Source organism: Actinoplanes sp. NPDC023714, assembly GCF_040639855.1.
In the GTDB taxonomy this organism is placed as follows: domain Bacteria; phylum Actinomycetota; class Actinomycetes; order Mycobacteriales; family Micromonosporaceae; genus Actinoplanes.
Genome location: NZ_JBFAAR010000003.1, coordinates 561,281 through 584,098 on the forward strand (window position 1 = coordinate 561,281; position 22,818 = coordinate 584,098).

Consider the following 22,818-nt stretch of genomic DNA (forward strand, 5'->3'; position numbering starts at 1 on the left):
CGGGATCACCGCCGGTTCTTCGGGTCGAGCGCCTCGCGCATGCCTTCGCCGAGCAGGGTGAAGCCGAGCGCCACCACGATGATCGCCACGGCCGGGTAGTAGGCCAGCTCGGGGCGGACCTCGAGGTAGCGGACGCCGTCGACGCCCAGCATCAGGCCCCATTCGGCCCGGTTGATGTCCGGGTCGCCGAGGCCGAGGAAGGACAGCGCGGCCGCGTCCAGGATCGCCACCGCGAAGGTGAGGGTGGCCTGCACGATGACGGCGGTCAGCGAGTTCGGCAGCATGTGCCGGGTCACGATGTGCCGCCGCTTCACACCCAGCGCGCGGGCCGCGAGCACGTGGTCGCTCTCCCGTTGCGCCAGCATCGACCCGCGCAGCAGCCGGGCGAAGATCGGCACGTTCACCACCGCGACCGCGATGATCACCGTCCACTGGGTGGACTCGCTGGCCAGCGCGACCAGCGTGATCGCCAGCAGCAGGCTGGGCAGCGCCAGCATCACGTCGGTGACCCGCATGATCAGTACGTCCACCCAGCCGCCGACAGCGCCCGCGATCGCGCCGAGCAGCACCCCGAACAGCAGGCCGATGAGGGTGGCCAGGACGCCGACGAAGAGCGTCTGCCGGGCGCCGTAGATCATCCGGGAGGCGAAGTCGCGGCCCAGCGGGTCGCTGCCGAGCGGGTGCCCGGCCGTGGCGCCCGGCACCGAGTCGACGGTCAGATCCTTCGTCAGCTCCGGGAACCGCTGCACCGGGTCGTGCGGCGCCACCAGCGGCGCGAAGATCGCGACGATCAGGAAGAGCAGGATGATGACGGCGCCGGCGATCGCCGTGGGGTCGCGCAGCAGCCGCCGGCCGGCGTCGCGGAGCAGGCTGACCCCGCCCGCCTCGGCGGTCCGCGCGGTGAGCTCGTCGATGCGCCGGCGCTTGTGTTCGGCGAGGGTGCTCATTGGACACGCACCCTCGGGTCGATGAACGCGTACGACAGGTCGACCACCAGGTTGACCACGATGAAGACGACGGCGGCGAGCAGGATCAGCGCCTGCAGCACCGGATAGTCCCGGCTGCCGCTGATCGAGTCGGTGATCAGCGTGCCGAGGCCGCCCCAGTTGTAGACCTTCTCGGTCAGCACCGCGCCGGCCAGCAGCGCCCCGGTCTGCAGGCCGATCGTGGTGACCACCGGCAGCAGGCCGTTGCGCAGCACGTGCCGCTTGCGGATGGTGGCGTTGCGCAGGCCCTTCGCGTCGGCGGTGCGGATGTAGTCCTCGTCGAGGACGTCCAGCACGCTCGCCCGGGTGATCCGCACGATGATCGCCAGCGGGATCGTGGCGAGCGTGACGGCCGGCAGCACCAGATGCCACAGCGCGTCGGCGGAGGCGTCCCACTCCCGGGTCAGGATCCCGTCGAGCACGAAGAAGCCGGTCACGTCGGTGTTGTCGGCGCCGGTGCTGATCCGCCCGGACGGCGGGAACAGGTGGACGCCCTGGGTGAGCCAGTCCTTGAGCAGGTAGCCGAGGAAGAAGATCGGAATGGAGATGCCGATCAGGGTGACCACGATGGTGGCGTTGTCGAGCAGCCGGCCGCGGTGCCGGGCCGCCAGGTAGCCGAGCGGGATCCCCAGCCCGACGGCGATGATGATCGCCGCCAGGGCCAGTTCGATCGTCGCCGGGAAGGCCCGGCTGATCACGTCGGTGACGGGCTCCCCGGTACGGATGGAGTTGCCGAAGTTGCCCGTCACCACATTCTTGAGGAAGTGCCCGTACTGCACGTGGATCGGCTGGTCGTAGCCGAGGGCCCGGATGAGCGCCTCGCGGGTCTGCGGGGTCGCGCGCTCGCCCAGCAGCGCGTCGACCGGCCCGCCGGGCAGGCTGCGCAGCCAGAAGAACACCAGGGTCATCAGGGCGATCAGGGTGACGGAGAGCTGGACCAGGCGGCGCGAGACGACTCTCACCATGGGGTTACTTGGTGATCGAGACGGTGTCGAACTCCTCGGCGGTGAGCGGGCTCGGCACCAGTCCCTCGACCTCCTTCGTGGTCACGATGGCGGGCGGGGCGTGCCAGATCGGCACGGCGGGCAGCCACTTCGCGGCGAGGTCCCGGTTGACCTGCTCGAAGGCGGTCCGCTTGGCGGCCTGGTCGACGGTGGCGTCGGCCTTGCCGATGGCGGTGAACATCTCGGTCATCGCGTCGTCGCCGAACTCGACCTTGGGCCGGCCGAAGAAGGTGCCGACGAAGTTGCCCGGGTCGTTGTAGTCGCCGGTCCAGCCGAGGATGTGCAGGTCCTGCTTGCCGAACTGCTGCACGTCGTCCTTGAAGCCGCCGTTCCACGGCCGGGGCACGCCGTTCACCTTGATGCCGGCCGCCTGCAGGTCGTTCGCGAGCACCGTGAAGATCTCCTGCGGGTTCGGCATGTACGGCCGGGACACCTCGGTCGGGTAGTAGAAGTTCAGCGTCAGCCCGGTCGCGCCGGCCTCGGAGAGCAGCGCCTTGGCCTTGTCCACGCTGTAGTCGTACTTCTGCACGTCCGGCGCGTAGCCGAGCACGGTGTCCGGCAGGAACTGGTCGGCGACGACCGAGCCGCCGGGCCCCTTCGTCTGCACCAGCTGCGCCCGGTTCAGCGCGTAGGCGATCGCCTGGCGTACCCGAAGGTCTTTGAGCTTGGGGTTGTTCTTCTGGTTGATGCCCAGGTAGAGGATGTTGAAGGCGGGGCGCTCGAGCACCTCGTAGCCCTCGTCGGCCAGCGCCTTGCGGTCGGCCGGGGCCGGGAAGTCGATCGCCTGGACGGTGCCGGCGCGCAGCTCCTGCTTGCGGGTGTTCTCGTCCTTGATGACCTTGATGATCACCTTGTCGACCTTGGCCTTCTCGCCCCAGTAGTCGGCGTTGCGGTTCAGCGTGATCTCGCCGGTCGCCTTGTTCCAGCCGCCGTAGGTGAACGCGCCGGTGCCGGTCGGGTGCTCGGTCGCGAACGCGCTGTAGGAGAAGGAGTCGCCGTTCTGGGTCACCGTGTCGGCGTCGTACTGCTTGATCGCCGCCGGGCTCGCGATCGAGAACGCGGTGAGCGCGAACGCGCCCGGGAACGCGCCCTTGTACTTCGTCATCGTCACGACCGCGGTGGAGGCGTCCTGCGCCTTGCAGTTGTCGTAGACGGCGTCCGGGCTGCCGGCGAACCCGCCGAAGACGTCGGCGTAGTAGATCATCTGGGACTGGGCGGCCTCGCCCTTCATGTTGTACCAGCGGTCGAAGTTCGCGCAGACCGCGGTGGCGTCCAGGGCCGTGCCGTCGTGGAACTTCACCCCCTGGCGCAGCTTGAACGTCCAGACCTTGCCGGTCGGGTCGTTGGACCAGCTCTCGGCCAGGCCGCCGGTCAGCTCGGCGGTGCCGGGCTTGTGGGTGACGAGCGTCTCGTACATCTGCCGGATCGGCCGGAACGACTCCCCGTCGTCGTTGAAGATCGGGTCGAAGTTCTTCGGATCGCCGGCGCCCGCGAAGACGAAGGTCCCGCCGGAGGCGTTGCCCTGGTCCTCGCCGTTGTCCCGGTCGCTCTCCGCGCAGCCTGCCACGCCGATCGTCAGCGCCGCGATGACACCGGCGGCGATGGCCGTCCTTGGTGCACGCATCGTGTTCACCCCGTCCTGTGGGTACGGACTTTGGCGAGAGACTAGCCATTGACGATGATCAACGTCGGAGTTCGGTATCCGATTGTGTCCTTTCATTCCGGGCGCATCGGCCAAGATCAAATTCAAAGGCCATCGGTACGAGGGGAGCCGGCGCCCCGGCAGCCGGCTCTGACCAGGCATTTTCCGGTCATCGGACGCGGCTGGCACACTCTGCTGCCATGAGCAGATGGGCCGAGATCGAGAAGGACGAACCGGAGTTCGCCGCGCGGGTGCGGGAGCTCTTCGAGGCGCACGACCACAAGTTCATGGCCACCCTGCGGCGGGACGGCGCCCCGCGGATCAGCGTGGTGGAGGCGCGCTTCACCGGCGGGGACGTGGTGATGGGGATGATGGGCAGGTCGCTGAAGGTGGCCGACCTGCGCCGTGATCCGCGCGTGGCGCTGAGCAGCGCGAGCGACGACGTCCCCGGCGACCCGGCCGCGTGGGCGGGCGACGCGCGGATGAGCGGCCGCGCGATCGAGGTGCCCGACCCGGCGCGCCCGGGGGAGCCGTCCGGGGTCTTCCGCGTCGACATGAACGAGGTCGTCCTCAACTCCATCTCGCGGTCGGAGGGGCTGGTCGTGCAGGCGTGGCGGACCGGCAAGGGGCTGGAGCGCCGCCCGCTGGGCTGATCTCGCTGGAGTGATCTGGACAGGGTTTCTGATTGGTGGTTCAATAACTCCGTGCCGCGACCCAGGAAAGTCTCCGACGCCGCCCTCATGGACGCGGCGGCCGACGCGCTGGGCCGCAAGGGGCCCCGCTTCACGATGGCCGACGTGGCCGAGCTGGCGGGCGTCGCGACCGCGACGGTGGCCATGCGGTTCGGGTCCAAGCAGGCGCTGCTGCTGGCCATGACGGCGGTGGCGAAGGACGACCTGCTGACCCGGATGCGGGCCGCCGCGGACGCCGAGACCGACCCGGTGCGGTCGATCGCGGCGGCCGCGCTCGCCGCGCTGGCCGGCGGGGGCGACCCCTCGGCGACCGCGAACCACCTGTCCCAGCTCGGCGCCGACCTGGTCGACCCCGACCTCCGGGCGTCGCTGGCGCGGCTGCGCGACGACTACCGCGAAGAGCTCCGGGTGCTGCTGGAGAAGGTTCCGCTGCCGAACGCGCCGTCGGCGGCGCAGGCCGCGAGGATCCTGGCCGGTCTGGTGCACGGTCTGCAGCTCGACTGGGCGCTGGCCCCGGACGGCGACATGCTCACCACGATCGGGTCCGATGTCGACACCCTGCTCGCGTGGTGGAGTGGCGCCTCCGCGGATTATTGTCGTCCCGATGCGGAGGGTGATTAGCCTCATTGCGATTCCCTTCTGTTTCCCCGGTGTTTCTCAACTACGCATTTCCCTGATTGTCATCGGCGTTTTCTCCGTTGTCCGTCAATGGCGTCACCGCACACAAAAAAGTGCCACCGGCTGTTCTTAACCGGTGGCACTTTCTCGATCATTCACTCCCCGCTCGGGGAATCGTTTCCCTCGTCCACTTCCATGATGTATCCGCGGCCCCATGCGGTACGGATCGCGAGACCCAGCGGGGCGATCCGGCGACGGATTCGCATGATGTGCAGATCGAGAGAATTCCGGCTGCACAGCTGCCCGTCGTCGGCCAGTCCGGTGGTGAGCGTCTCGCGGGCGACGAGGTGGCCGAACCGCAGGACAAGGATTTTAAGTAGCGAAGCCTCGCTCGGCGACAGTGCCGTGGAGTGGCTCCGGAAGGACAGCACGCCATCGTTGTTGAGCTGGGGAATCTGGTGTGCTCCGGCCCGCGCGCGGAGGCCGGCGGCCCGCAGCCGCACATCCTCGCGCGGGGCCGGGACGCGGACCCAGTCCTCGCGCGGATCGGTGCAGACCGGCGGCTGGGAGCCCGGGGCGATCACGAGCAGCCGGAGGACCCCCCGGGTGCGACATCGCTCCCGCCGCGCGGATTCTTCGGGCCATCTGATGATTTCGACATGATCGAACTTGGAAGTCGGCGCGCTCTCCCTGGGCGGCCGATTCGCTTGCCGGGGTTGATCAGCATAAGCGACCTGACTGTGCTGTTTCATGGTCCCCCCGTAGCGCCTTTCTGTCGAGTACGTCGATATGTTATTGCCTTCCGGGCAACTATGTCACCCCGGTTGTCAGTCATTCGTCGGTCACCGCGAGGCGCCGATAGGGATGCGATACCCGCGGTGACTCTGTGGTCATCCGGAAAAGCGCGGCAGGGCATTCGAACTTCACGGACAGTGACGGCCATTCGATAGGATCCCCAAATGCGACATGGCATCCCAAGGTCAGCTAGACGGCGCAAACCCTCCTGACAGAACCCTGACGGAAACGGTGGGGCGGTCCCGGGCGCGCTCCTAGGCTCACGCCGACTCCACTCCCGAGGGGGCGAGGCATGCGGCCCGACAGCGAACGGTTCCCGCCACTGACCCGATCGCAGCGCTGCGGCTACGCCGCGGATCCCGATGTCCTGCTGTCCGACATGAGTCACCTGGCCGAGCCCGCCGTGGTCCCGCCGCCCTCTTCCGGTCCGCCCGGTTCCCTGGCCCTCCCCGTGCTGCTCCTGGCTCTCGGCACCCTGCCGGCGCTGCTGCTGCTGATCCTGGCCGTCATCGCCGTCGCCTGATTGTTCGACAGAGCGCCGAAAGATGTTGCGGTGCCTCCCGCCGGTCGTCGCTAGCTTGGCCGCCATGGAGTTGCGCATCTTCACCGAACCGCAGGAGGGCGCTCGCCACGAGGACCTGTCGCGCGTGGCACGGTTCGCCGAGGAGGCGGGCTTCCCGGCGTTCTTCCGATCCGACCACTACCTCAACACCGGCCCCGGCGCCGGCCTGCCCGGTCCGAGCGACGCCTGGATCACCCTCGCGGCGCTGGCCCGGGAGACGTCCCGCATCCGGCTCGGCGTCCTGATGAGCGCCGCCACGTTCCGCGCGCCGGGCCCGCTCGCGATCATCGCGGCGCAGGTCGACGAGATGTCCGGGGGCCGGCTCGAATTCGGCGTCGGCGCCGGCTGGTTCGAGACCGAGCACGACGCCGCCGGCCTGCGTTTCCCGCCGCTCGGCGAGCGGTTCGACAGGCTCACCGAACAGCTCGAGATCATCACGGGGCTGTGGGACACACCCGGCGGCGAGCGCTTCGACTACCGGGGCGCCCACTACCGGATCACCGATTCACCGGCGCTGCCCAAACCGGTGCAGCGCCCGCGGCCGCCGCTCATCGTCGGCGGCAAGGGCACGGTCCGGACGCCGCGGCTCGCCGCCCGGTTCGCCCAGGAGTTCAACGTCTCGCTGCGCGACATCCCGACCTGCCGGGCACAGTTCGACCGGGTGGACGCCGCCTGCGAGCGCATCGGCCGGGACCCGGCGGGCATCGTCCGGTCGGTCGCGCAGACCGTCTGCGTGGGCGCCGACGAGGCCGAGCTCCAGCGCCGCGCCAAGGTGCTGAACCGCGACGTCGACGATCTGCGGGCCAACGGCATCGCCGGCACGCCGGCCGAGGTGGTGGACCGCATCGGCCGCTGGCGGGAGGAGGCCGGGGTGACCCGCATCTATCTGCAGCTGCTCGACCTCACCGACCTGGGCCACCTCGACCTGATCGCCGCCGAGGTGATGCGCCAGCTCGACTGAGCCGGCTCCGGGATTGGATCGACGACACGGGGGACGTTCGCGATGAGCACCACCACGACCGGCCGGGCCGGCGCCCTGGACGGGCGGTCCGGCGCGCTGGACCGGCAGCCCGGCGCGCTGGACCGGCAGTTCGACGCGCTTGACCGCGAGTTCGACGCGTTGGACCTGGCCCGGCTGCGGGCCCGGCCCGGCGCGAAATGGCAATGCACCCCACCGGACGTGCTGCCGGCCTGGGTGGCCGACATGGACTTTCCGGTGCCACCGCCGGTGCTCGCGGCCCTGCGCGCGGCGCTCGACACCGGCGACCTCGGCTATCCCGACTGGCCGGACGGCGCCACCCCGGTCCGGGAGGTGTTCAGCGAGCGGATGGCGGCCCGGCACGGCTGGCGCCCGCCGCCGCACGAGGTCCGCGAGTTCGCCAACGTGACGCAGGCGGTGCAGGTCGTCCTGCAGACGGCCACCGCCCCCGGCGACCCGGTCGCCATCCACGTGCCGGCCTTCCGGCCGCTGCTCGCCGGGTTGGCCACGATGAACCGGCCGATGGTGCCGATAGCCCTCACCGGCACCGGCACCGGCACGGGCTGGGAGTTCGACGCCGACCGGTTCGCCCGCGACGTCGCCGCGACCGGATGCCGCGCGCTGATCCTGGTCAACCCGCACAACCCGACCGGCCGGGTCTTCACCCGCGCGGAGCTGTCCGCGCTCGCCGCCGTCGCCGAGCGCCACGACCTGCTGGTGATCGCCGACGAGGTGCACGCCGACCTGACGTACGCGCCGGCCGCGCACGTGCCGTTCGCCTCGCTGCATCCGGACGTCGCCGCCCGGACCGTGACCGTCGCCTCGGCCAGCAAGGCGTTCAACCTGGCCGGGATGCGCGTTGCCGCCTGCCACATCGGATCGCCCAGGGTCCGCGAGGCCCTGGCCGCCGTGCCGCCCGAGCTGTACGGCGCGGTCGGCCTGCTGGGCGTCACCGCGACCGTCGCGGCCTGGACGAGCGGCGACGACTGGCTCGCCGGCGTGCTGCGCTATCTGGACGGCAACCGGCGGCTGGTCGCCGAGACGCTGGCCGGCGTCCCCGGGATCGTCGCCCACCGGCCGGAGGCGACGTACCTGAGCTGGCTCGACCTCACCGGCCTGGACATGGGGCCGGACCCGGCCGCCCGGCTGCTGACCGAGGCCCGGGTGCTGCTCTCCTCCGGCCCGGACTTCAACCCGGGCGGCGACGGCTTCGCCCGGCTGAACTTCGCCGCCCCGCGACCGGTGCTGCGCCGGATCCTGGAGCGGCTGCTCGACGCGACGGCGCGGGCCGGCCGGTGCTGATCACGGCGGCCCGGATGCTGGCCGGACCGGCCGGCGAGGTGACGGCCGACGCCGCCGTGCTGGTGCGGGGCGCGACCATCGTCGCGGCCGGGCCGCGCGCCGAGGTGGCCCGGCTGGCCGCCCCCGGCGAACCGGTCTCCGACCACCCCGGGGCGACGCTGCTGCCCGGCCTCGTCAACGGCCACGTGCACCTGAGCCTGGACGCCTCGGCCGACCCGGTCGGCGGCCTGCTCGCGGCCGGCGACGGCGCGCTGGAGGCCGCCGTGGCGGACCGGGCCGCCCGGCTGGTGCGCGCCGGGATCACGACGGCGCGCGACCTCGGCGACCGCGGCGGCGCCGTGCTCCGGCTGCGGGGGCGGATCGCCGCCGGCGAGGTCGCCGGGCCGCGGCTGCTCACCTCCGGCGCGCCGCTGACCCCGCCCGGCGGGCACTGCTGGTTCTTCGGCGGCGAGGTGGACGGCGAGCGCGCGGCGCTGGACGCGGTACGCCGGCACGCGGAGGCCGGCGTCGACGTCATCAAGATCGTGGCGAGCGGTGGCCATCTCACCGCCGGCGCGGCCCGGATGTGGGAGAGCCAGTTCTCCGCGCCCGAGCTGCGCAGCATCGTCGGCGAGGCGCACCGCCTCGGCCTGCCGGTCGCGGCGCACGCCCACGGCACCGCGTCGATCGCCGCGGCGGTGGACGCGGGCGCCGACACGATCGAGCACTGCACGTGGATGGACGGCGCCGGGCGCCTCGAACGGCGCGACGACGTCGCCGCGCGGATGGCCGAGCGCGGCATCGCGGCGTGCTGCACCACGTGCGGCCCGGACTGGCGCGGCACCCTGGCGAGCCGGGGCCCGGCGGAGACCCGCCACACCTACGGCCGGCTCGCGTGGATGGCCGAGCGCGGCGTCCCGCTGCTGCCCGGCACCGACGCCGGCGTGTCCCAGTCCGGGTTCGACGGGATGACCGGCCTGCTCGAGCTCTACCACTGGCTCGGCTTCCCGGCCGCCCGGGTGATCGAGCTGGCGACGACCGGCGCGGCGCGGCTGCTCGGCCTCGGCGCCACGACCGGCCGCATCGCCCCCGGATACGACGCCGACCTGCTGGTCGTGGACGGCGATCCACTCGCCGGCCTCGGCGCCCTGCGGCGGGTCCGGCTGGTCGTGGCCCGCGGGCTGACCCATCGGACCCCGGCCGATCTACCCCATCACCCCTGAGGAGAGGAACCGGAATCATGACCGAGGACACCACGAGCGCACGGCCCCGCGTCGACATGTGGTTCGACCCGATGGACCCCTGGTCCTGGATCGTGTCGCGGTGGCTGCTGGAAGTCGAGAAGGTCCGCGACGTCGAGCTCGGCTTCCACGTGATGAGCGTGTCGGTGCTCAACGCCGGCCGCGACGTGCCCGAGCAGTACCGCGACGACCCCGGGGCGTTCCTGGCCCGGATGCAGGCGGCGTGGGGGCCGGTCCGGGTCGCCACGGCCGCCGCGGCCCTCAAGGGCGAGGAGGTGCTGCGGGAGTTCTACTCCGCCATGGGCGTGCGCATCCACGAGCGCGGCGAGAAGGACTACGCCGTTGTGATCAAGGAGGCGCTCGACGAGGTCGGCCTGCCGGCCGAGCTTGCCGACGCGGCCGGCACCGACGCGTACGACGAGCGCCTGAAGGAGAGCCACGAGCGCGGCATGCGGCCGGTCGGCAACGACGTCGGCTCGCCGATCGTGCACCTCGGCGGCAGCGCGTTCTTCGGCCCGGTGATCTCCCGGATCCCGCGCGGCGAGGTGGCCGGCCGGATCTTCGACTCGCTCCTGGGGCTGTCGAGCTTCCCGCACTTCTGGGAGCTCAAGCGCTCCCGGACCGAGGAGCCCGAGTTCGGCTGAGCACCGCCGGCCCGGTCGCTACCGCCAGCCCTCGTGGCGGGTGGCGGCCGGGTGCTCCGCGGGCGGGGGCGTGACCCGCTGGTCGTCGTACTGGGTGGACAGCACCAGCGACGAGGTGAGCTCGCCGTGCCGGCCGAGCCGCTCCAGCAGGACCTCGAGGTGCTCCAGCGAGGCGGCGCGCACCTTCAGCAGCGAGCAGTGCGTGCCGCTGAGCTTGTGGATCTCGCTGATCTCCGGGTACTGCGCGGCCGAGGCGTTCTGCAGCAGGCAGTGCCCGGACGCGCAGCGCAACTGCACGAAGGCGAGGAACGGGTAGCCGGTGCTGCGCGGGTCGATCCGGGCCGCGTACCCGGTGATGACGCCCGCCTCCTCGAGGCGCCGCACCCGCTCGGCGACGGCCGGCGGCGACAGGCTGACCCGGCGGCCCAGCTCCTTGAAGGACAGCCGGGCGTCGGCCTGCAACTCCCGGATCAACTGCCAGTCGAGCGGATCCAGCGACCTTTCCGAACGTAAAGCCATGGCGGCAATATAGCGTTGATAGTGCGTTGATCGGCAGTAAAGATCTTTCATTTGACATTCAAAAGCGACATTGCGGTTTTCTAGCATTGACGCATGGGGATTATTCAGGAAACGGATCGGGAAGCGGTCGCGGTCCGGCGCCGCGCGATGCCGCTGCTGTTCGCCGCCGTGGCGCTGACCAACACCGCCATGGTCGCCTCCACCACGGTCGCCACGCTGATCGTGGCCGATCACGCCGGCACCGGGGTCAGCGGGTTCGCGAACGCCGCGGCGGTCCTCGGCTCGGCGGCGGGCGCCTTCGGCCTCGGCGCCCTGACCGTCCGGTACGGCGGCCGCCGGGCGCTGCTGACGGTCTACCTGCTCGGCTTCCTCGGCTGCCTGGTCGCGGTGCTCGGCGGCGCCGGCGGACTGCTGCCCGCGCTGCTGGCCGGCATGGTCGCCATCGGCATCGGCAACGGCGGCGCGCAGGTCTGCCGGTACCTCGCGACCGAGCTCTACCCGGAGGACCGCAAGGCGTACGGGTTGTCGGTCATCGTCTGGGCCGGCACGGTCGGCGCGCTGGCCGGGCCCACCCTCATCGCCCCGGCCGGGCGGGTCGCCGTCGCCCTCGGCCTTCCCGAGCTCACCGGCGCCCTGCTGCTGGCGGCCGCCATGACGGCCGCGTCGGTGCTGATCACCCTCGCCCTCCCGGCCGCGACCGGCGCGGCCGCACACACCGGCCGGCCGCCGCTGACCTGGCGGGCCCTGGCCGCCGCGCTGGGCCGGCCCGCGGTCCGGCTGCCGCTGACCGCGATGCTCGGGGCGCACCTGTCGATGGTCACGATCATGACGATGACCCCGTTGCAGCTGCACGAGCACCACCAGGGGCTGGGCACCGTCGGCTGGGTGCTCAGCGCGCACATGGTCGGGATGTTCGCCCTCGCACCGCTGTCCGGCCGCATCGCCGACCGCTTCGGCGGCCGGGTCGCCATCGGCGGCGGGACGGCCATGCTGGTGGCCGCGGCACTGCTCGTGATCACCGCGCCCACCGCCTACTCGCTGGCCCTGCCGGCCGCCCTGTTCCTGCTCGGCTACGGCTGGAACCTGGTCTTCGTCGGCAGCAGCGGCCTGCTCAGCGGCGGCCTGGAGACCGCCGAGCGGGTCGAGGTGCAGGGCGGTGTCGACGCGATCGTCTTCGTGGCCGCCATCGCGGTGAGCCTGCTCGCCGGCGCGACGTTCGCCGGGGGCGGGTTCGCCGTCGTCGCCGTGGTCGGCGGCCTGATCGCCCTGGCGCCGGTGCCGCTGCTCGTCCGCGGCACGCGCTGGACGCTGCCGAGCAGTTCTTAACAGGACCTGTCAGCGAAACCCCGAAGCGGTGATCGGCATGGATAGATTGTTGCGGGAACTGTAACGGCTTGTAAGGCGGACCGCCCGCGACCAGCGCGGTCGCCGGGTCCGCCTCGCCGCGGGCGGGGAGAGGGCAGCCGAGTCCCACCCGACCGCAATCACCTGACCGATCCACCGAACCGGGGGAATCGTCATGCCTGCTCTAGTGCGATGCCATCACGACGTGGCGCTCTCGTCCGCTCTTCCCGAGGCGCCATGCAGCTTCACCGCGAGCCGCACCGACAGCTACCCGGTCAACGTCTGCCGCGACGAGTCCGCGGCGCTCGGTCACCTGCTGACCGAGATCGGTGACCGGCGGGTGGCCCTGATCAGCGACGACCTCGTCGCCGGCCTGCACGCCCGCGGCCTCGCCGCCCGGCTGCGCGCCGCCGGGGTCGACGTCACGATGACCGCGTTCCCGGCCGGCGAGGCGAGCAAGTCGCTGCTGACCGCCTGCGACGTGCTCGACTGGCTGGCCGGCACGGCGCTGGCCCGCCGGGACATCGTGGTCGCCGTCGGCGGCGGGGTCGTCATCGACACCGTCGGCTGGGTCGCGAGCGCCTACATGCGCGGCGTGCCGTACGTGAACGTGCCGACCACCCTGCTCGCGCACGTCGACGCCGCGCTGGGCGGCAAGGTCGCCGTCGACCACGCCTCCGCGAAGAACCTGATCGGCGCCTTCTACCAGCCCAAGGCCGTGGTCTCCAACGTCGGCTACCTGTCGACGCTGGACCGCCGGCAGCTCGCGTCCGGCCTGGCCGAGGTGGTGAAGAAGGCCGTGATCGGCTCGCCCGAGCTGCTGGGCCTCGTCGAGCACGAGGCCGAGCGGGTGCTGGCCCGCGACCTGGACGTCCTGGAGCGCCTGGTCCGCGCGGCCAGCCGGGTCAAGTGCGCGCTGCTGGCGCAGGATCCGTACGAGGAGGACCTGCGCCGCCCGCTGAACTTCGGGCACACCGTCGGGCACGCGGTGGAGACCGTCACCGGCTACGGACCGGTCCTGCACGGCGAGGCGGTGGCGTTCGGCATGGCGGTCGCCGTCGAGATCGCGGTCGAGCGCGGGCTCGCCGGGTACGACCTGCGCGACCGGCTCGTCCAGCTGCTGAGCCGGATCGGCCTGCCGGTGAGCCTCACCGAGTTCCCGGTCCCGGTCGACCCCGACGAGGTCGTCGCGGCGCTCGGGCAGATCCGCAAGATCCGCGACGGTCAGATCCGGTTCGTGCTGCCGCTGGCGGTGGGCGAGACGGCGATCGTCAACGACGTGACCGACGCCGAGGTGCACGCCGCGATGCTGCGGATCACCGCGGCCCGGACCGCCGGCCGCCGGGCGGAGCCGGTCCGATGACGGTGAACGGCACGATCCTGCGCGCCGCGGCGGTGCTGTTCGACCTCGACGGCGTGCTGGTGGACTCCGGCGCGACCGTCGAGCGGTCGTGGCGGCGCTGGGCCGTACGCCAGGGGCTGAACCCCTCCGCCGTGCTGGCGGTGTGTCATGGCCGGCCGACCGCGGCCACCATCGCCGTGGTCGCCCCGCACCTCGACGCGGCCGCCGAGGCCCGCCGGCTCGAGAGCGAGCAGGCCGCCGACAGCGCCGGCGTGCGGGCCTGCCCGGGCGCCGCCGACCTGGTCGCCGAGATGCCGGCCGGCCACTGGGCGGTGGTCACCTCGGGCACCCGGGCGCTGGCCGCCTCGCGGCTGCGGCAGGCGTCGATCCCGGTGCCGGACGTGCTGATCACCGCGGACGACGTGCGCCGCGGCAAGCCGGACCCGGAAGGCTACCGGTCCGCCGCCGGGCTGCTCGGCTTCGCGCCGTCCGGCTGCGTGGTGGTCGAGGACGCGCATCCGGGCGTGACGGCCGCCCGGGCCGCCGGCTGCCGGGTGATCGGCGTCGCCGGCCCGTCGCTGGGCCCGGCCGGGGACGTCGACGTCCTGGTCGGCGACCTCGGCGCGGTCACCGCCGTGCGCGCCGGCCACGGCGTCGACCTGCGCCCCCGGGCGGGTGCACGATGGTGACCGCACCGGTGGTGATCGTCGGGAACGGGCTGATCGGCGCGGCGTGCGCGGCCACCCTGCGCGGGTCCGGCCACCCGGTGATCACGGTGGCCCGCCGCGGCGAGCCCGGCCCCGGCCACCTCTCCTGCGACCTGACCGACGCCGGCGGCCGGGCCGCCCTGGCCCGCCTGCTGCGTGACCGCCGGCCCGCCCGGGTGGTGCTGACCCACGGGCCCAGCGACGTCACCTGGATCAACGCGCACGAGCGGGAGGCCGCCGACACGCACGCCGGGGTGGCGGATCTGGTGGCCGGGTCCGGCGTCCCCGCCGTGCTGATCTCCACCGACAACGTCTTCGCCGGGGACCGCGGGCACCACCGCCCGGACGACCCGATCGCCCCGGCCAACGCCTACGGGCGGATCAAGGCGCGGGCCGAGCGCGCCGTCGTCGAGGCGGGCGGCACGGCCCTGCGGGTCAGCCTGGTCTACGGGTGGGCCGGGCCGGCATACCGGGAGACCTACGCGGGACGCTGCCTGCTCGCCGCGGCCGCTGGGCGGCCGACCGACGCGCCGGTCGACCAGGAGTTCACCCCGGTGCACATCGACGACGTACGGACGGTGGTGGCCGCTCACTGCGCGGCCGCGACCGTCCCCGGCGGGGTGGCGCACCTGGCCGGACCGGAGCAGCTGAGCCGCTTCGCGTTCGCCCGCCTCGCCTACCGCCTGGCCGGCGCCGACGAGGACCTGGTGCGGCCGTGCTCGCGGGCCGGCACCGAGTGGGCGACGCGACCCCGGTTCTCCTCTCTCACCTGCGACCGCTTCGACGACCTACCCGGACTGGCCGGCTGGTCGCCGATTCCGGCCGAGCAGGGCCTGGCCCGCATGGTCGCGGAGATGCCCGCCCCGACCGGCCTCGCGGCCGCTTTCCCGGCGGCTCGCGCTGCCGGGCTCGCGGCGGGCGGGGGGACACGATGAGCGCCCGGCCCGCGCTGCTGGCCGTGGACGCGGGCGGCACCCACACCAGAGCCGTGGTCCGCCACGACGGGCGCACGCGCAGCTGGGAACTGGCCACCATGAACCGGCACGCGGTCGGCGCGACCGCCGACGACGTCCTGCTGCGGCTGCTGTCCGCGGTCCGGCAGGAGATCGGCGACCGGCCCTGCGTGGGCTGGCTGGCCAGCGCGTCGGTCGACCCCGACGAGCCCGCCGCCGAGCTGCGGCGGATCACCGCGGGCGCGGTGCGGGCCGGGCTCGACGCCCGCCTGGTCGTCTCGAACGACGTGGTGCCGCTGCTCTGGGGCCTGCCCGGGGTGGCCGGCGAGGGCATCGCGGTGATCTGCGGGACCGGCTCCGGCTTCCTCGGCGTGGACCGCTCCGGCGCCGCCGCGCGGGCCGGCGGCTGCGAATACCTCGGCAGCGACGAGGGCGCCGCCGTCGACATCGGACGGCGGGGCCTGCGCGCCGCCGTCCGCGCCGGCGACGGCCGGGGACCGGCGACCGTGCTGACCGGGCTGCTGGCCGACGCCACCGGGATCCGGGCGCCGCAGCTGGCCCGGGCGATCGCGGCTCAGCCGTACCCGAAACAGCGCCTCGCCGATCTCGCCCCGATGGTCTGTGCCGGCTGGCTCAGCGGCGACCAGGTCTGCGGCGGGATCGTCTCGGACGCGGTCACCGATCTCGTCGCGGGCGTGCGGGCGGTCCGCGACCGGCTGCGCCTGACCGGCGGGTACGCCGTCGTGACCGTGGGCGGGGTGTTCGCCGGATGCCCGCCGTTCCACGACCTGATCGAGAGCCGCCTGCTCGACTTCGAGGGCGCCGGGCAGGTCACGTTCACCAACACCAGCGCCCGGGTGGTGATGGCCGCCCTGGAGCACCTCATGGACGACCGCGGCGAGGTGACGCTGCCGGCGGCGATCGGCGACCGGCACGCCTGGATGGTCAGCTCGGCGCCCGCCGCGGTGACCGGTGCGGAGGAGGAGATGTGCGTCTAGGACTCTGCCTCGCCGCGTACGGCGGGGAAGGGCTCGGCAGCGCCCTGAAACAGCTGCCGGACGACACGCTGACCCTCGACGTGCCCACCGACACCACCCTCGGGCTGGTCGACGCCCGGCGGTGCGCCGACGACCGGGCGTACCTCGACGAGGTCGCCGGCGCCCTGCGCGGGCACACCGTCGGCGTCGTCAGCAACAGCCGGGACGCGCAGCTGCTGCTCGGGCCGCACGGCCCGCACACCGCCGCGGTCTGCCCGGGCGACCCCGGCACCCGGGTGGCCCACGCGCTGCGGTGCGGTCTCGGCGCGATCCGCCTCGCCGAGCGGCTGGGCGCGCCGGCGGTACGGCTGCTGCCCGGCTGCCCCGACTTCGGCCGCTGGCTGTCCTGGTGGGGCAGCGACGCCGGCTGGGCCGACAACGTCGCCGTCTTCCTCGACCGGGCCGGGCCGCTGATCGCCGCGGCCCGCGACGCCGGCGTCCTGATGATGCTCGAACCGCACCCCAAACAGGTCGTCTACGACCGGGCCAGCGCCGATCTGCTGTTCGCCATGTGCGACGGCTGGGCCGACGTGCTGCGGCTCTGCGTCGACCCGGCCAACCTCGCCGCCATCGGGCACGACGCGGTCGGCGCGGTGCGCGGCTGGAACGGGCGGATGGCCGCCGTGCACGCCAAGGACCTGCAACGCCACACCGCGCCGGCGTCGCCCCGGGGAGCCGGCTGGTCCCGGTACGGCCCGCAGCCGCCGATCCGGTTCCGGGCGCTCGGCCTCGGCGAGCTCGACTGGCCGGCCATCGTCGCGGCGCTGCAGGACGAGTGCTTCGAGGGCGTGCTCTACCTCGAGCACGAGGACACCCTGCTGCCCCGGGAGCAGAGCATCCGGCGCAGCCTCGATCTGCTGCGCTCGATCGTCCCGCAGCACGCGGCTCAGGGCCGGACATGGTGAGCCCGGCGCCGGTCTGGGTGACGGCGCCCGCCGGAGACTCCCGGGTCGTGCACGTCAACGCCACCGCGACCGGCGGCGGGGTCGCCGAGCTGCTGCACCGCGTGGTTCCGGCGCAGGCCGCCGCCGGATGGGGGGCCGGTTGGCTGGTGATCGGCGGCGACGCCGGTTTCTTCGACACCACGAAGCGCATGCACCACCTGCTGCACGGCCGCACCGACCCGGCCGTGCTGGACGCCGCGACGATGGCCCGCTACCGGGCGGTGCTGGCGCCGCAGGCCGCGTGGTTGGCCGAGCGGGTGACCCCTCGCGACGTGGTGTGCCTGCACGACCCGCAGACCCTCGGGCTGGCCCCGGCGCTGGCCCGGGCCGGGGTGCCGGTGATCTGGCACTGCCACATCGGCACCTCCCGGCACGCCGAACCCGGCCCGGCCGCGATCTGGCGCGCCTTCGCGCCGGAGCTGGCCGTCCTCGACGCGGTGGTGACCACCCTCCCGGAGTACGCCCCGCCGATCCCGCTCGCCCGCCGGCACGTCATCGCCCCGGCGGTCGACCTCGCGGCGGCGAAGAACCGCCCGCTCACCGAGGAGGAGGTGGCCCGCCACCTGGCCGCGATCGGCCTGACCGCCGGACCCGCCGCCGCGGCTGTGCGAGCCGCCGCCGCGCACGGCGCCGCGGCTGTGCGAGGCGCCGCCGAGACGGGAGGCGGCGCGGCGGGACGCGGCGCGGCGGGTGCGGTGGTGGAGCAGCAGGCTCCGCTTCCGGACGGCGCCCGCGTCGTGGCGCAGGTGTCGCGCTGGGATCCGCTCAAGGACATGCCCGGCGTGGTCGGGCTGATCCCGCGGCTGCCCGCCGACGTCCACGTCGTGCTGGTCGGCGCCGACCCCGCCGACATCCCCGACGACCCGGAGGGCGCCGAGGTGCTGCGGCAGGTCCGGGCCGCCCGCGACCGGCTGCCCGCGGACGCCCGCGCCCGCGTGCACCTGGTGCTCACCTCGCTGCGGCACGACGAGGAGGCCGCGCTCGTCGTGAACGCCGTGCAGCGCCGGGCCGACGTGGTGCTGCAGAAGTGCTTCGAGGAGGGCTTCGGGCTGGCCGCCACCGAGGCGATGGCGAAGGGCCGGCCGGTGGTGGCCGGCGCGGTCGGCGGGCTGCGCCATCAGATCGTGGACGGGCAGAGCGGCGTCCTGGTCGATCCGCACGACCCCGCGGCGGTGGCGTCCGCCGTCCGCCGCCTGCTCGGCGACCCCGCGCTGGGCCGCCGGCTGGGTGCCGGCGCCCAGGCCCGGGTCGCCGCCGCCTACCTGCTGCCCCGCCTGCTCAGCGATTACGAACGACTGCTGCGATCGCTCGCCGGCCGCCCCGCCGGCGACGACGCCGCCGTGAAGGAGGAACCGTGGCCGACGAGGTGACCGCAGTGGTGACCGCTGCCTGCGGCACGATAGGCAGCGCGGTGATGCGACAGCTGCTCGTGCACGGCGTCGCCGACCGGGTGATCGGCGTCGACGTGCGCGACCCGGACTGCGAGCCGCCGCCGGGCGCCCGGGTGTGGCGGCACGACCTGCGCGACCCGGCCGACCTGGCGCGCCTCGCCGACCGGCTGCCGCGCACCGTGGACATCCTGGTGAACGTGCTCGGCGGGGAACGCCATCCGGCCGTACGCCCGGTCGACGACGTCGCGTGGCCGCCGCCGGAGGTCTGGGACGACATCGTCGACCTGAACCTGTCGGTCGCCTACCGGGTCACCAAGGCGCTGCGCGGTCACCTGATCGCCGGCGGCGCCGTCTGCAACGTCAGCTCCATCGCCGCCGCGATGCCGTGGGCGGTGTCGCCCGCGTACGGCGCGGCCAAGGCGGCGCTCGAGCACTGGAGCAACTCGCTGGCGGTGCTGCTGGCCGGCGACGGCGTCCGGGTCAACACGGTCCGGCCCGGGTTCGTGTGGAGCGAGCAGTGGCGGGCCGTGGACCGCGCCGAGTTCGACCGGGTCGCGCGGGACCGGGTGCCGCTGCGGCAGCCCGCCGCCGGCCGGGAGCAGACCGCGTGCGACGTCGCCGACGCGGTGGCGTTCCTGTGCTCGCCGGCCGCGGCGCACGTGACCGGACAGGCCATCAACGTCGACGGTGGCGCCGCCCTGGTGCGGGCCGCCCGATGACCGCCGCGGCCGGCACGGCGCCGCTGCGGCTGCTGGCCGTGCACGCCCACCCCGACGACGAGTCCAGCAAGGGCGCGGCCACGCTGGCCCGCTACGCCGCGGCCGGGCACGACGTCCTGGTCGCGACCTGCACCGGCGGCGAGGCCGGCGACATCCTCAACCCGGCGATGGACCGCGCCGAGATCCGCGGGCGGCTGCCCGAGATCCGCCGCGCCGAGCTCGCCGCCGCGGTCGGGGTGCTCGGCGTCCGGCAGCGCTCGCTCGGCTTCGTCGACTCGGGCTGGCCCGAGGGCGACCCGCCGCCGGTGGCCGCGCACACCTTCGCCGGCCTGCCGCTGGCCGAGACGACCGCCGCCCTGGTCCGCCTGATCCGCGAGTTCCGCCCGCACGTGCTGGTCACCTACGACGAGATCGGCGGGTACCCGCACCCCGACCACGTCCGCAGCCACGAGGTCGCGGTGGCCGCCTTCGACGAGGCGGCGGACGACGGCGCGCATCCGGACGCCGGACCGGCCTGGCAGACCCTCAAGCTCTACTACGTGCACGAGTGGTGCGGCGCCAAGATGCGCACCTTCCACGACGCGCTGCTGGCCGCCGGCCGGGAGTCGCCGTACCACGAGTGGCTCGCCGAGTGGACGCCGCAGCGGGACGTCACCCGCCGGATCACCACCCGGGTGCCGTGCGGCGACTGGTTCGCCCACCGCGACGACGCGCTGCGCGCGCACGCCACCCAGATCGACCCGGGCAGCCACTGGTTCGCGGTGCCGCTCGCGGTGCAGCGCGAGCTGTGGCCGACCGAGGACTTCGAGCTGGTGCGGTCGCTCGTGCCGGTACGCCTGCCGGAGGACGACCTGTTCGCCGGGATCGGGGCGGGGGCACGGTAGTGCGGGCCCTCACCGTCGACGCCGGCGTGCCGGGCACCCTGTCGTTGCGGGAGCTGCCCGACCCGGCCCCGGACGAGGGGCCGGTGCTGGTGCGGACCCTGGCCGTCGGGCTGTGCGGCACCGACGAGGACATCGTCCGGGCCGCGATGGGCGCCGCCCCGCCCGGCTCGCCGCACCTGGTGATCGGCCACGAGAACCTGGGCCGGGTGCTGTCGTCGGCCGACGCGGCGCTGCGGCCCGGCGACCTCGTCGTGGGGTTCGTCCGCCGGCCCGACCCGCTGCCGTGCTCGGCCTGCGCCGCGGGGGAGTGGGACATGTGCCGCAACGGCCGGTACACCTCCCGGGGCATCACCCGGCTGCACGGGTTCGCCCGGGACCGCTGGCGCTGCTCGGCCGGCGGGCTGCTCCGGCTGGACGGCCGGCTGGCGCGCAGCGGCGTACTGGTGGAGCCGGCGTCGGTGGTGGCCAAGGCGTGGGAGCAGATCGAGCGGATCAGCCGGCGCGCGCACTGCGACCACGGCCGGGTCCTGATCACCGGGGCCGGGCCGGTCGGGCTGTTCGCGGCGCTGATGGCGACCCAGCGGGGTTTCGAGACCCATGTGTACGACGTGGTGCCGTCCGGGGCCAAGCCGGAGCTGGTCGAGGCGCTCGGGGCGACGTACCACCGGACGCCGGTGGCGGACGGCCGGCCGGACGCCGACATCCTCATCGAGTGCACCGGCTCCCCGCCGGTGATCGCCGCCCTGCTCGGGCTGGGCGGCCCGGCGACCATCACCTGCCTGCTCGGGATGTCGCCGGGGGAGGCGGTCATGCCGGTCGACGTCGCCGCCCTCAACCACCGCCTGGTCCGCCTCAACGGGGTGGTCTTCGGGACGGTCAACGCCAACCGCCGGCACTACGAGGCGGCCGCCGGAGCGCTGCTCGCCGCCGACCCGGCGTGGCTGGACCGGCTGGTGACGCGCCGGGTGCCGATCGCGGAGTACCGCCGGGCGTTCCGCCGCGAGGCCGGTGACGTGAAGGTGGTCCTCGACGTGGACGAGCCAGGAGCTTGTCAACTCCTGTCATGACTGCTTGTCACGCAACCTGACCTCATCTATCGTCGTGGATGACAATTGAGTCAAGCGGGAGGTCCCATGCCCAGCCCTGTCGCGTTCCCCGGCCCACCGCACGTCCCCGTGATCGGCTGGCCGCTGCGGGCGGTACGCATGCTGGCGGACCCGCTGCCCTTCTTCACCACCATGCTGGAGCGGCACGGCGAGATCAGCACGACCTCGCGCCGGGCGCCCAGACATGTCTTCGTCTTCGGCCCGCGCTACCAGCGGCAGCTGTTCGGCAACCCGGACGCGTTCATCGCCGACGCGTTCCGCGAGTTCCGGATGCCGCCGCGCTCGGCGATGGCCCGCCTCACCGCCGGCCTGCTCAAGCTCAACGGCCCGGCGCACGCCCGGCACCGCTCGCTGATGCAGCCGGCGTTCCACTCGCGGGCCGTGGCCCGCCACCACGAGACGATCGTGAAGGTCACCAACGAGGAGCTCGACCGGTTCCGGACCGGCGAGGTGCGGCGGGTCGACCACGACCTCTCCCGGCTGATGCTGCGGATCGGGATGAAGACGCTGTTCGACGTGGCCGAGACCGGCGACGTGGACCGGCTCAACGGGCTCATCGGCCGGCTGCTCTCCTCGGCGTCGGCGCCGCTCACCCTGCTTCTGCCGGTGAACGCTCCGGGCACGTCGTACCGGCGCACGCTGCGCGCGGCCGAGCAGGTCGACGACGCGGTCCGCCGGATCATCGTGGCCAAGCGCGACGCCCCCGGCGACGACATCATCTCGATGCTCATCGCGGCCCGCGACGAGAACGGCGAGGGGCTGACCGAGGACGAGCTGGTCGGGGAGGCCTACACGGCGTTCTGTCACGACAGCAGCGCCTCCGCGCTGACCTGGACGCTGCTCATGCTCGACCAGCACCCCCAGGTCCGCAACGACCTCTGCGACGAGCTCGCGGCGGAGCTGGGCGGCGCGCCGCCGGAGCCCGGCGTCTTCGGCCGGCTGCCGCTGCTGGACCGGGTGATCAAGGAGACGCTGCGGCTGTTCCCGCCGGCGTCGATGGGCCTGCGCTACGCCGCCCGGGACACCGAGCTCGGCGGGTACCGGATCCCGCGCAAGGCCACCATCTTCTTCAGCCCGTACGTGACCCACCGGCTGCCCGCGGTCTTCGACGAGCCGCTGCGCTACGCGCCGGACCGCTGGACCGGGCCAAGCCCCGACTCCTTCGGCTACCTGCCGTTCGGCGCCGGCCCGCACGGCTGCCTCGGCCGCTCGTTCGCGCTGCTGGAGATGAAGATCGTGCTCGCCATCGTGCTGCAGCGGTTCCGCCTCGCGGTCGTCGACGGTTCCACGATCGACGCGAAGATCAAGATCTCGCTGGTGCCGGATCAGGGGCTGAGCTGCCGCGTCGAGCAGCCCGCCGGCGACCGGAGCCGTGCCGCGGTGCGGGGCAACATCCGTACCGCCGTCGACCTCGCCGGAGCGCGGTGA

The 22,818-nt window shown here is 73.5% G+C and carries 23 protein-coding genes; 18 read left to right on the plus strand and 5 right to left on the minus strand.

Features of this window, described 5'->3' with window-relative positions:
- Nucleotides 1-5 precede the first annotated feature (5 nt).
- The 3 genes from AB0G10_RS17945 to AB0G10_RS17955 are packed head-to-tail and all read right to left on the minus strand — an operon-like array spanning nt 6 to nt 3,614.
- On the minus strand, nt 6-947 hold the full coding sequence (locus AB0G10_RS17945) for an ABC transporter permease (RefSeq protein WP_360922262.1): 942 nt from the start codon (nt 945-947) through the stop codon (nt 6-8).
- The gene (locus tag AB0G10_RS17950; RefSeq protein WP_360922265.1) at nt 944-1,951 is read right to left on the minus strand and encodes an ABC transporter permease; all 1,008 of its coding nucleotides are present in this window, start codon (nt 1,949-1,951) and stop codon (nt 944-946) included. Before AB0G10_RS17950 ends, AB0G10_RS17945 begins: the two co-directional genes overlap by 4 nt.
- 4 nt (nt 1,952-1,955) lie before the next feature.
- Nucleotides 1,956-3,614, minus strand: coding sequence for an ABC transporter substrate-binding protein (locus AB0G10_RS17955; protein ID WP_360922268.1), 1,659 nt, complete (start codon nt 3,612-3,614; stop codon nt 1,956-1,958).
- Between the two features lie 218 nt (nt 3,615-3,832).
- Between AB0G10_RS17955 and AB0G10_RS17960 the strand changes: the two genes are divergently transcribed.
- Complete coding sequence (locus tag AB0G10_RS17960; protein ID WP_360922271.1) at nt 3,833-4,285, plus strand: pyridoxamine 5'-phosphate oxidase family protein; 453 nt, start codon at nt 3,833-3,835, stop codon at nt 4,283-4,285.
- Nucleotides 4,286-4,336: 51 nt separating this feature from the next.
- The gene (locus AB0G10_RS17965; RefSeq protein ID WP_360922274.1) at nt 4,337-4,945 is read left to right on the plus strand and encodes a TetR family transcriptional regulator; all 609 of its coding nucleotides are present in this window, start codon (nt 4,337-4,339) and stop codon (nt 4,943-4,945) included.
- Between the two features lie 152 nt (nt 4,946-5,097).
- Here the strand turns inward: AB0G10_RS17965 and AB0G10_RS17970 are convergent, their stop codons facing one another.
- A complete protein-coding gene (locus tag AB0G10_RS17970) occupies nt 5,098-5,694 on the minus strand; it encodes a helix-turn-helix domain-containing protein (protein WP_360922277.1) in 597 nt (198 codons plus the stop codon).
- Nucleotides 5,695-6,029: 335 nt separating this feature from the next.
- Here AB0G10_RS17970 and AB0G10_RS17975 point away from each other — a divergent pair, with 335 nt between their 5' ends.
- From AB0G10_RS17975 to AB0G10_RS17995, 5 genes are all read left to right on the plus strand, one after another.
- Nucleotides 6,030-6,260 carry a hypothetical protein gene (locus AB0G10_RS17975; protein ID WP_360922279.1) on the plus strand — a complete coding sequence of 77 codons (231 nt, stop codon included), beginning with the start codon at nt 6,030-6,032 and terminating at the stop codon, nt 6,258-6,260.
- A gap of 64 nt (nt 6,261-6,324) precedes the next feature.
- Entirely contained in the window at nt 6,325-7,260 is a 936-nt protein-coding gene (locus tag AB0G10_RS17980; protein ID WP_360922282.1) for an LLM class F420-dependent oxidoreductase, read from the plus strand.
- Between the two features lie 42 nt (nt 7,261-7,302).
- Nucleotides 7,303-8,580 carry an aminotransferase class I/II-fold pyridoxal phosphate-dependent enzyme gene (locus AB0G10_RS17985; RefSeq protein ID WP_360922285.1) on the plus strand — a complete coding sequence of 426 codons (1,278 nt, stop codon included), beginning with the start codon at nt 7,303-7,305 and terminating at the stop codon, nt 8,578-8,580.
- Nucleotides 8,574-9,782, plus strand: coding sequence for an amidohydrolase family protein (locus AB0G10_RS17990; RefSeq protein ID WP_360922288.1), 1,209 nt, complete (start codon nt 8,574-8,576; stop codon nt 9,780-9,782). The genes AB0G10_RS17985 and AB0G10_RS17990 overlap by 7 nt, the downstream gene beginning before the upstream one ends.
- Before the next feature lie 17 nt (nt 9,783-9,799).
- Complete coding sequence (locus tag AB0G10_RS17995; protein ID WP_360922290.1) at nt 9,800-10,444, plus strand: disulfide bond formation protein DsbA; 645 nt, start codon at nt 9,800-9,802, stop codon at nt 10,442-10,444.
- Between the two features lie 18 nt (nt 10,445-10,462).
- Here the strand turns inward: AB0G10_RS17995 and AB0G10_RS18000 are convergent, their stop codons facing one another.
- On the minus strand, nt 10,463-10,963 hold the full coding sequence (locus tag AB0G10_RS18000) for an Lrp/AsnC family transcriptional regulator (protein ID WP_360922293.1): 501 nt from the start codon (nt 10,961-10,963) through the stop codon (nt 10,463-10,465).
- Between the two features lie 93 nt (nt 10,964-11,056).
- Here AB0G10_RS18000 and AB0G10_RS18005 point away from each other — a divergent pair, with 93 nt between their 5' ends.
- From AB0G10_RS18005 to AB0G10_RS18055, 11 genes are all read left to right on the plus strand, one after another.
- A complete protein-coding gene (locus AB0G10_RS18005) occupies nt 11,057-12,289 on the plus strand; it encodes an MFS transporter (RefSeq protein ID WP_360922296.1) in 1,233 nt (410 codons plus the stop codon).
- A gap of 193 nt (nt 12,290-12,482) precedes the next feature.
- The gene (aroB, locus tag AB0G10_RS18010) at nt 12,483-13,670 is read left to right on the plus strand and encodes a 3-dehydroquinate synthase (protein ID WP_360922299.1); all 1,188 of its coding nucleotides are present in this window, start codon (nt 12,483-12,485) and stop codon (nt 13,668-13,670) included.
- Entirely contained in the window at nt 13,667-14,338 is a 672-nt protein-coding gene (locus AB0G10_RS18015; protein WP_360922301.1) for an HAD-IA family hydrolase, read from the plus strand. The genes aroB and AB0G10_RS18015 overlap by 4 nt, the downstream gene beginning before the upstream one ends.
- Entirely contained in the window at nt 14,332-15,291 is a 960-nt protein-coding gene (locus AB0G10_RS18020) for a sugar nucleotide-binding protein (protein WP_360922304.1), read from the plus strand. The genes AB0G10_RS18015 and AB0G10_RS18020 overlap by 7 nt, the downstream gene beginning before the upstream one ends.
- Entirely contained in the window at nt 15,288-16,307 is a 1,020-nt protein-coding gene (locus AB0G10_RS18025; protein WP_360922307.1) for a BadF/BadG/BcrA/BcrD ATPase family protein, read from the plus strand. The genes AB0G10_RS18020 and AB0G10_RS18025 overlap by 4 nt, the downstream gene beginning before the upstream one ends.
- Nucleotides 16,298-17,251, plus strand: coding sequence for a sugar phosphate isomerase/epimerase family protein (locus tag AB0G10_RS18030; RefSeq protein WP_360922310.1), 954 nt, complete (start codon nt 16,298-16,300; stop codon nt 17,249-17,251). The genes AB0G10_RS18025 and AB0G10_RS18030 overlap by 10 nt, the downstream gene beginning before the upstream one ends.
- Nucleotides 17,245-18,660: a glycosyltransferase gene (locus AB0G10_RS18035; protein WP_360922313.1), complete on the plus strand. Its 1,416-nt coding sequence runs from the start codon at nt 17,245-17,247 to the stop codon at nt 18,658-18,660. The genes AB0G10_RS18030 and AB0G10_RS18035 overlap by 7 nt, the downstream gene beginning before the upstream one ends.
- Complete coding sequence (locus AB0G10_RS18040; protein ID WP_360922316.1) at nt 18,645-19,400, plus strand: SDR family oxidoreductase; 756 nt, start codon at nt 18,645-18,647, stop codon at nt 19,398-19,400. The genes AB0G10_RS18035 and AB0G10_RS18040 overlap by 16 nt, the downstream gene beginning before the upstream one ends.
- Complete coding sequence (mca, locus tag AB0G10_RS18045) at nt 19,397-20,284, plus strand: mycothiol conjugate amidase Mca (RefSeq protein ID WP_360922319.1); 888 nt, start codon at nt 19,397-19,399, stop codon at nt 20,282-20,284. Before AB0G10_RS18040 ends, mca begins: the two co-directional genes overlap by 4 nt.
- Nucleotides 20,284-21,351, plus strand: coding sequence for a glucose 1-dehydrogenase (locus AB0G10_RS18050; protein ID WP_360922321.1), 1,068 nt, complete (start codon nt 20,284-20,286; stop codon nt 21,349-21,351). The genes mca and AB0G10_RS18050 overlap by 1 nt, the downstream gene beginning before the upstream one ends.
- A 66-nt stretch (nt 21,352-21,417) precedes the next feature.
- Nucleotides 21,418-22,818, plus strand: coding sequence for a cytochrome P450 (locus AB0G10_RS18055; RefSeq protein WP_360922324.1), 1,401 nt, complete (start codon nt 21,418-21,420; stop codon nt 22,816-22,818).

Bases quoted from the DNA above. Each gene is read 5' to 3' on its own strand.
- AB0G10_RS18035 (WP_360922313.1), top strand. From the start codon at position 17,245: ATGGTGAGCCCGGCGCCGGTCTGGGTGACGGCGCCCGCCGGAGACTCC.
- AB0G10_RS18005 (WP_360922296.1), top strand. From the start codon at position 11,057: ATGGGGATTATTCAGGAAACGGATCGGGAAGCGGTCGCGGTCCGGCGC.
- aroB (WP_360922299.1), top strand. From the start codon at position 12,483: ATGCCTGCTCTAGTGCGATGCCATCACGACGTGGCGCTCTCGTCCGCT.
- AB0G10_RS17980 (WP_360922282.1), top strand. From the start codon at position 6,325: ATGGAGTTGCGCATCTTCACCGAACCGCAGGAGGGCGCTCGCCACGAG.
- AB0G10_RS18015 (WP_360922301.1), top strand. From the start codon at position 13,667: ATGACGGTGAACGGCACGATCCTGCGCGCCGCGGCGGTGCTGTTCGAC.
- AB0G10_RS17960 (WP_360922271.1), top strand. From the start codon at position 3,833: ATGAGCAGATGGGCCGAGATCGAGAAGGACGAACCGGAGTTCGCCGCG.
- AB0G10_RS18020 (WP_360922304.1), top strand. From the start codon at position 14,332: ATGGTGACCGCACCGGTGGTGATCGTCGGGAACGGGCTGATCGGCGCG.
- AB0G10_RS18055 (WP_360922324.1), top strand. From the start codon at position 21,418: ATGCCCAGCCCTGTCGCGTTCCCCGGCCCACCGCACGTCCCCGTGATC.
- AB0G10_RS17970 (WP_360922277.1), bottom strand. From the start codon at position 5,694: ATGAAACAGCACAGTCAGGTCGCTTATGCTGATCAACCCCGGCAAGCG.
- AB0G10_RS17950 (WP_360922265.1), bottom strand. From the start codon at position 1,951: ATGGTGAGAGTCGTCTCGCGCCGCCTGGTCCAGCTCTCCGTCACCCTG.
- AB0G10_RS18025 (WP_360922307.1), top strand. From the start codon at position 15,288: ATGAGCGCCCGGCCCGCGCTGCTGGCCGTGGACGCGGGCGGCACCCAC.
- AB0G10_RS17945 (WP_360922262.1), bottom strand. From the start codon at position 947: ATGAGCACCCTCGCCGAACACAAGCGCCGGCGCATCGACGAGCTCACC.
- AB0G10_RS17975 (WP_360922279.1), top strand. From the start codon at position 6,030: ATGCGGCCCGACAGCGAACGGTTCCCGCCACTGACCCGATCGCAGCGC.
- AB0G10_RS18000 (WP_360922293.1), bottom strand. From the start codon at position 10,963: ATGGCTTTACGTTCGGAAAGGTCGCTGGATCCGCTCGACTGGCAGTTG.
- AB0G10_RS17985 (WP_360922285.1), top strand. From the start codon at position 7,303: ATGAGCACCACCACGACCGGCCGGGCCGGCGCCCTGGACGGGCGGTCC.
- AB0G10_RS17955 (WP_360922268.1), bottom strand. From the start codon at position 3,614: ATGCGTGCACCAAGGACGGCCATCGCCGCCGGTGTCATCGCGGCGCTG.
- AB0G10_RS17995 (WP_360922290.1), top strand. From the start codon at position 9,800: ATGACCGAGGACACCACGAGCGCACGGCCCCGCGTCGACATGTGGTTC.
- mca (WP_360922319.1), top strand. From the start codon at position 19,397: ATGACCGCCGCGGCCGGCACGGCGCCGCTGCGGCTGCTGGCCGTGCAC.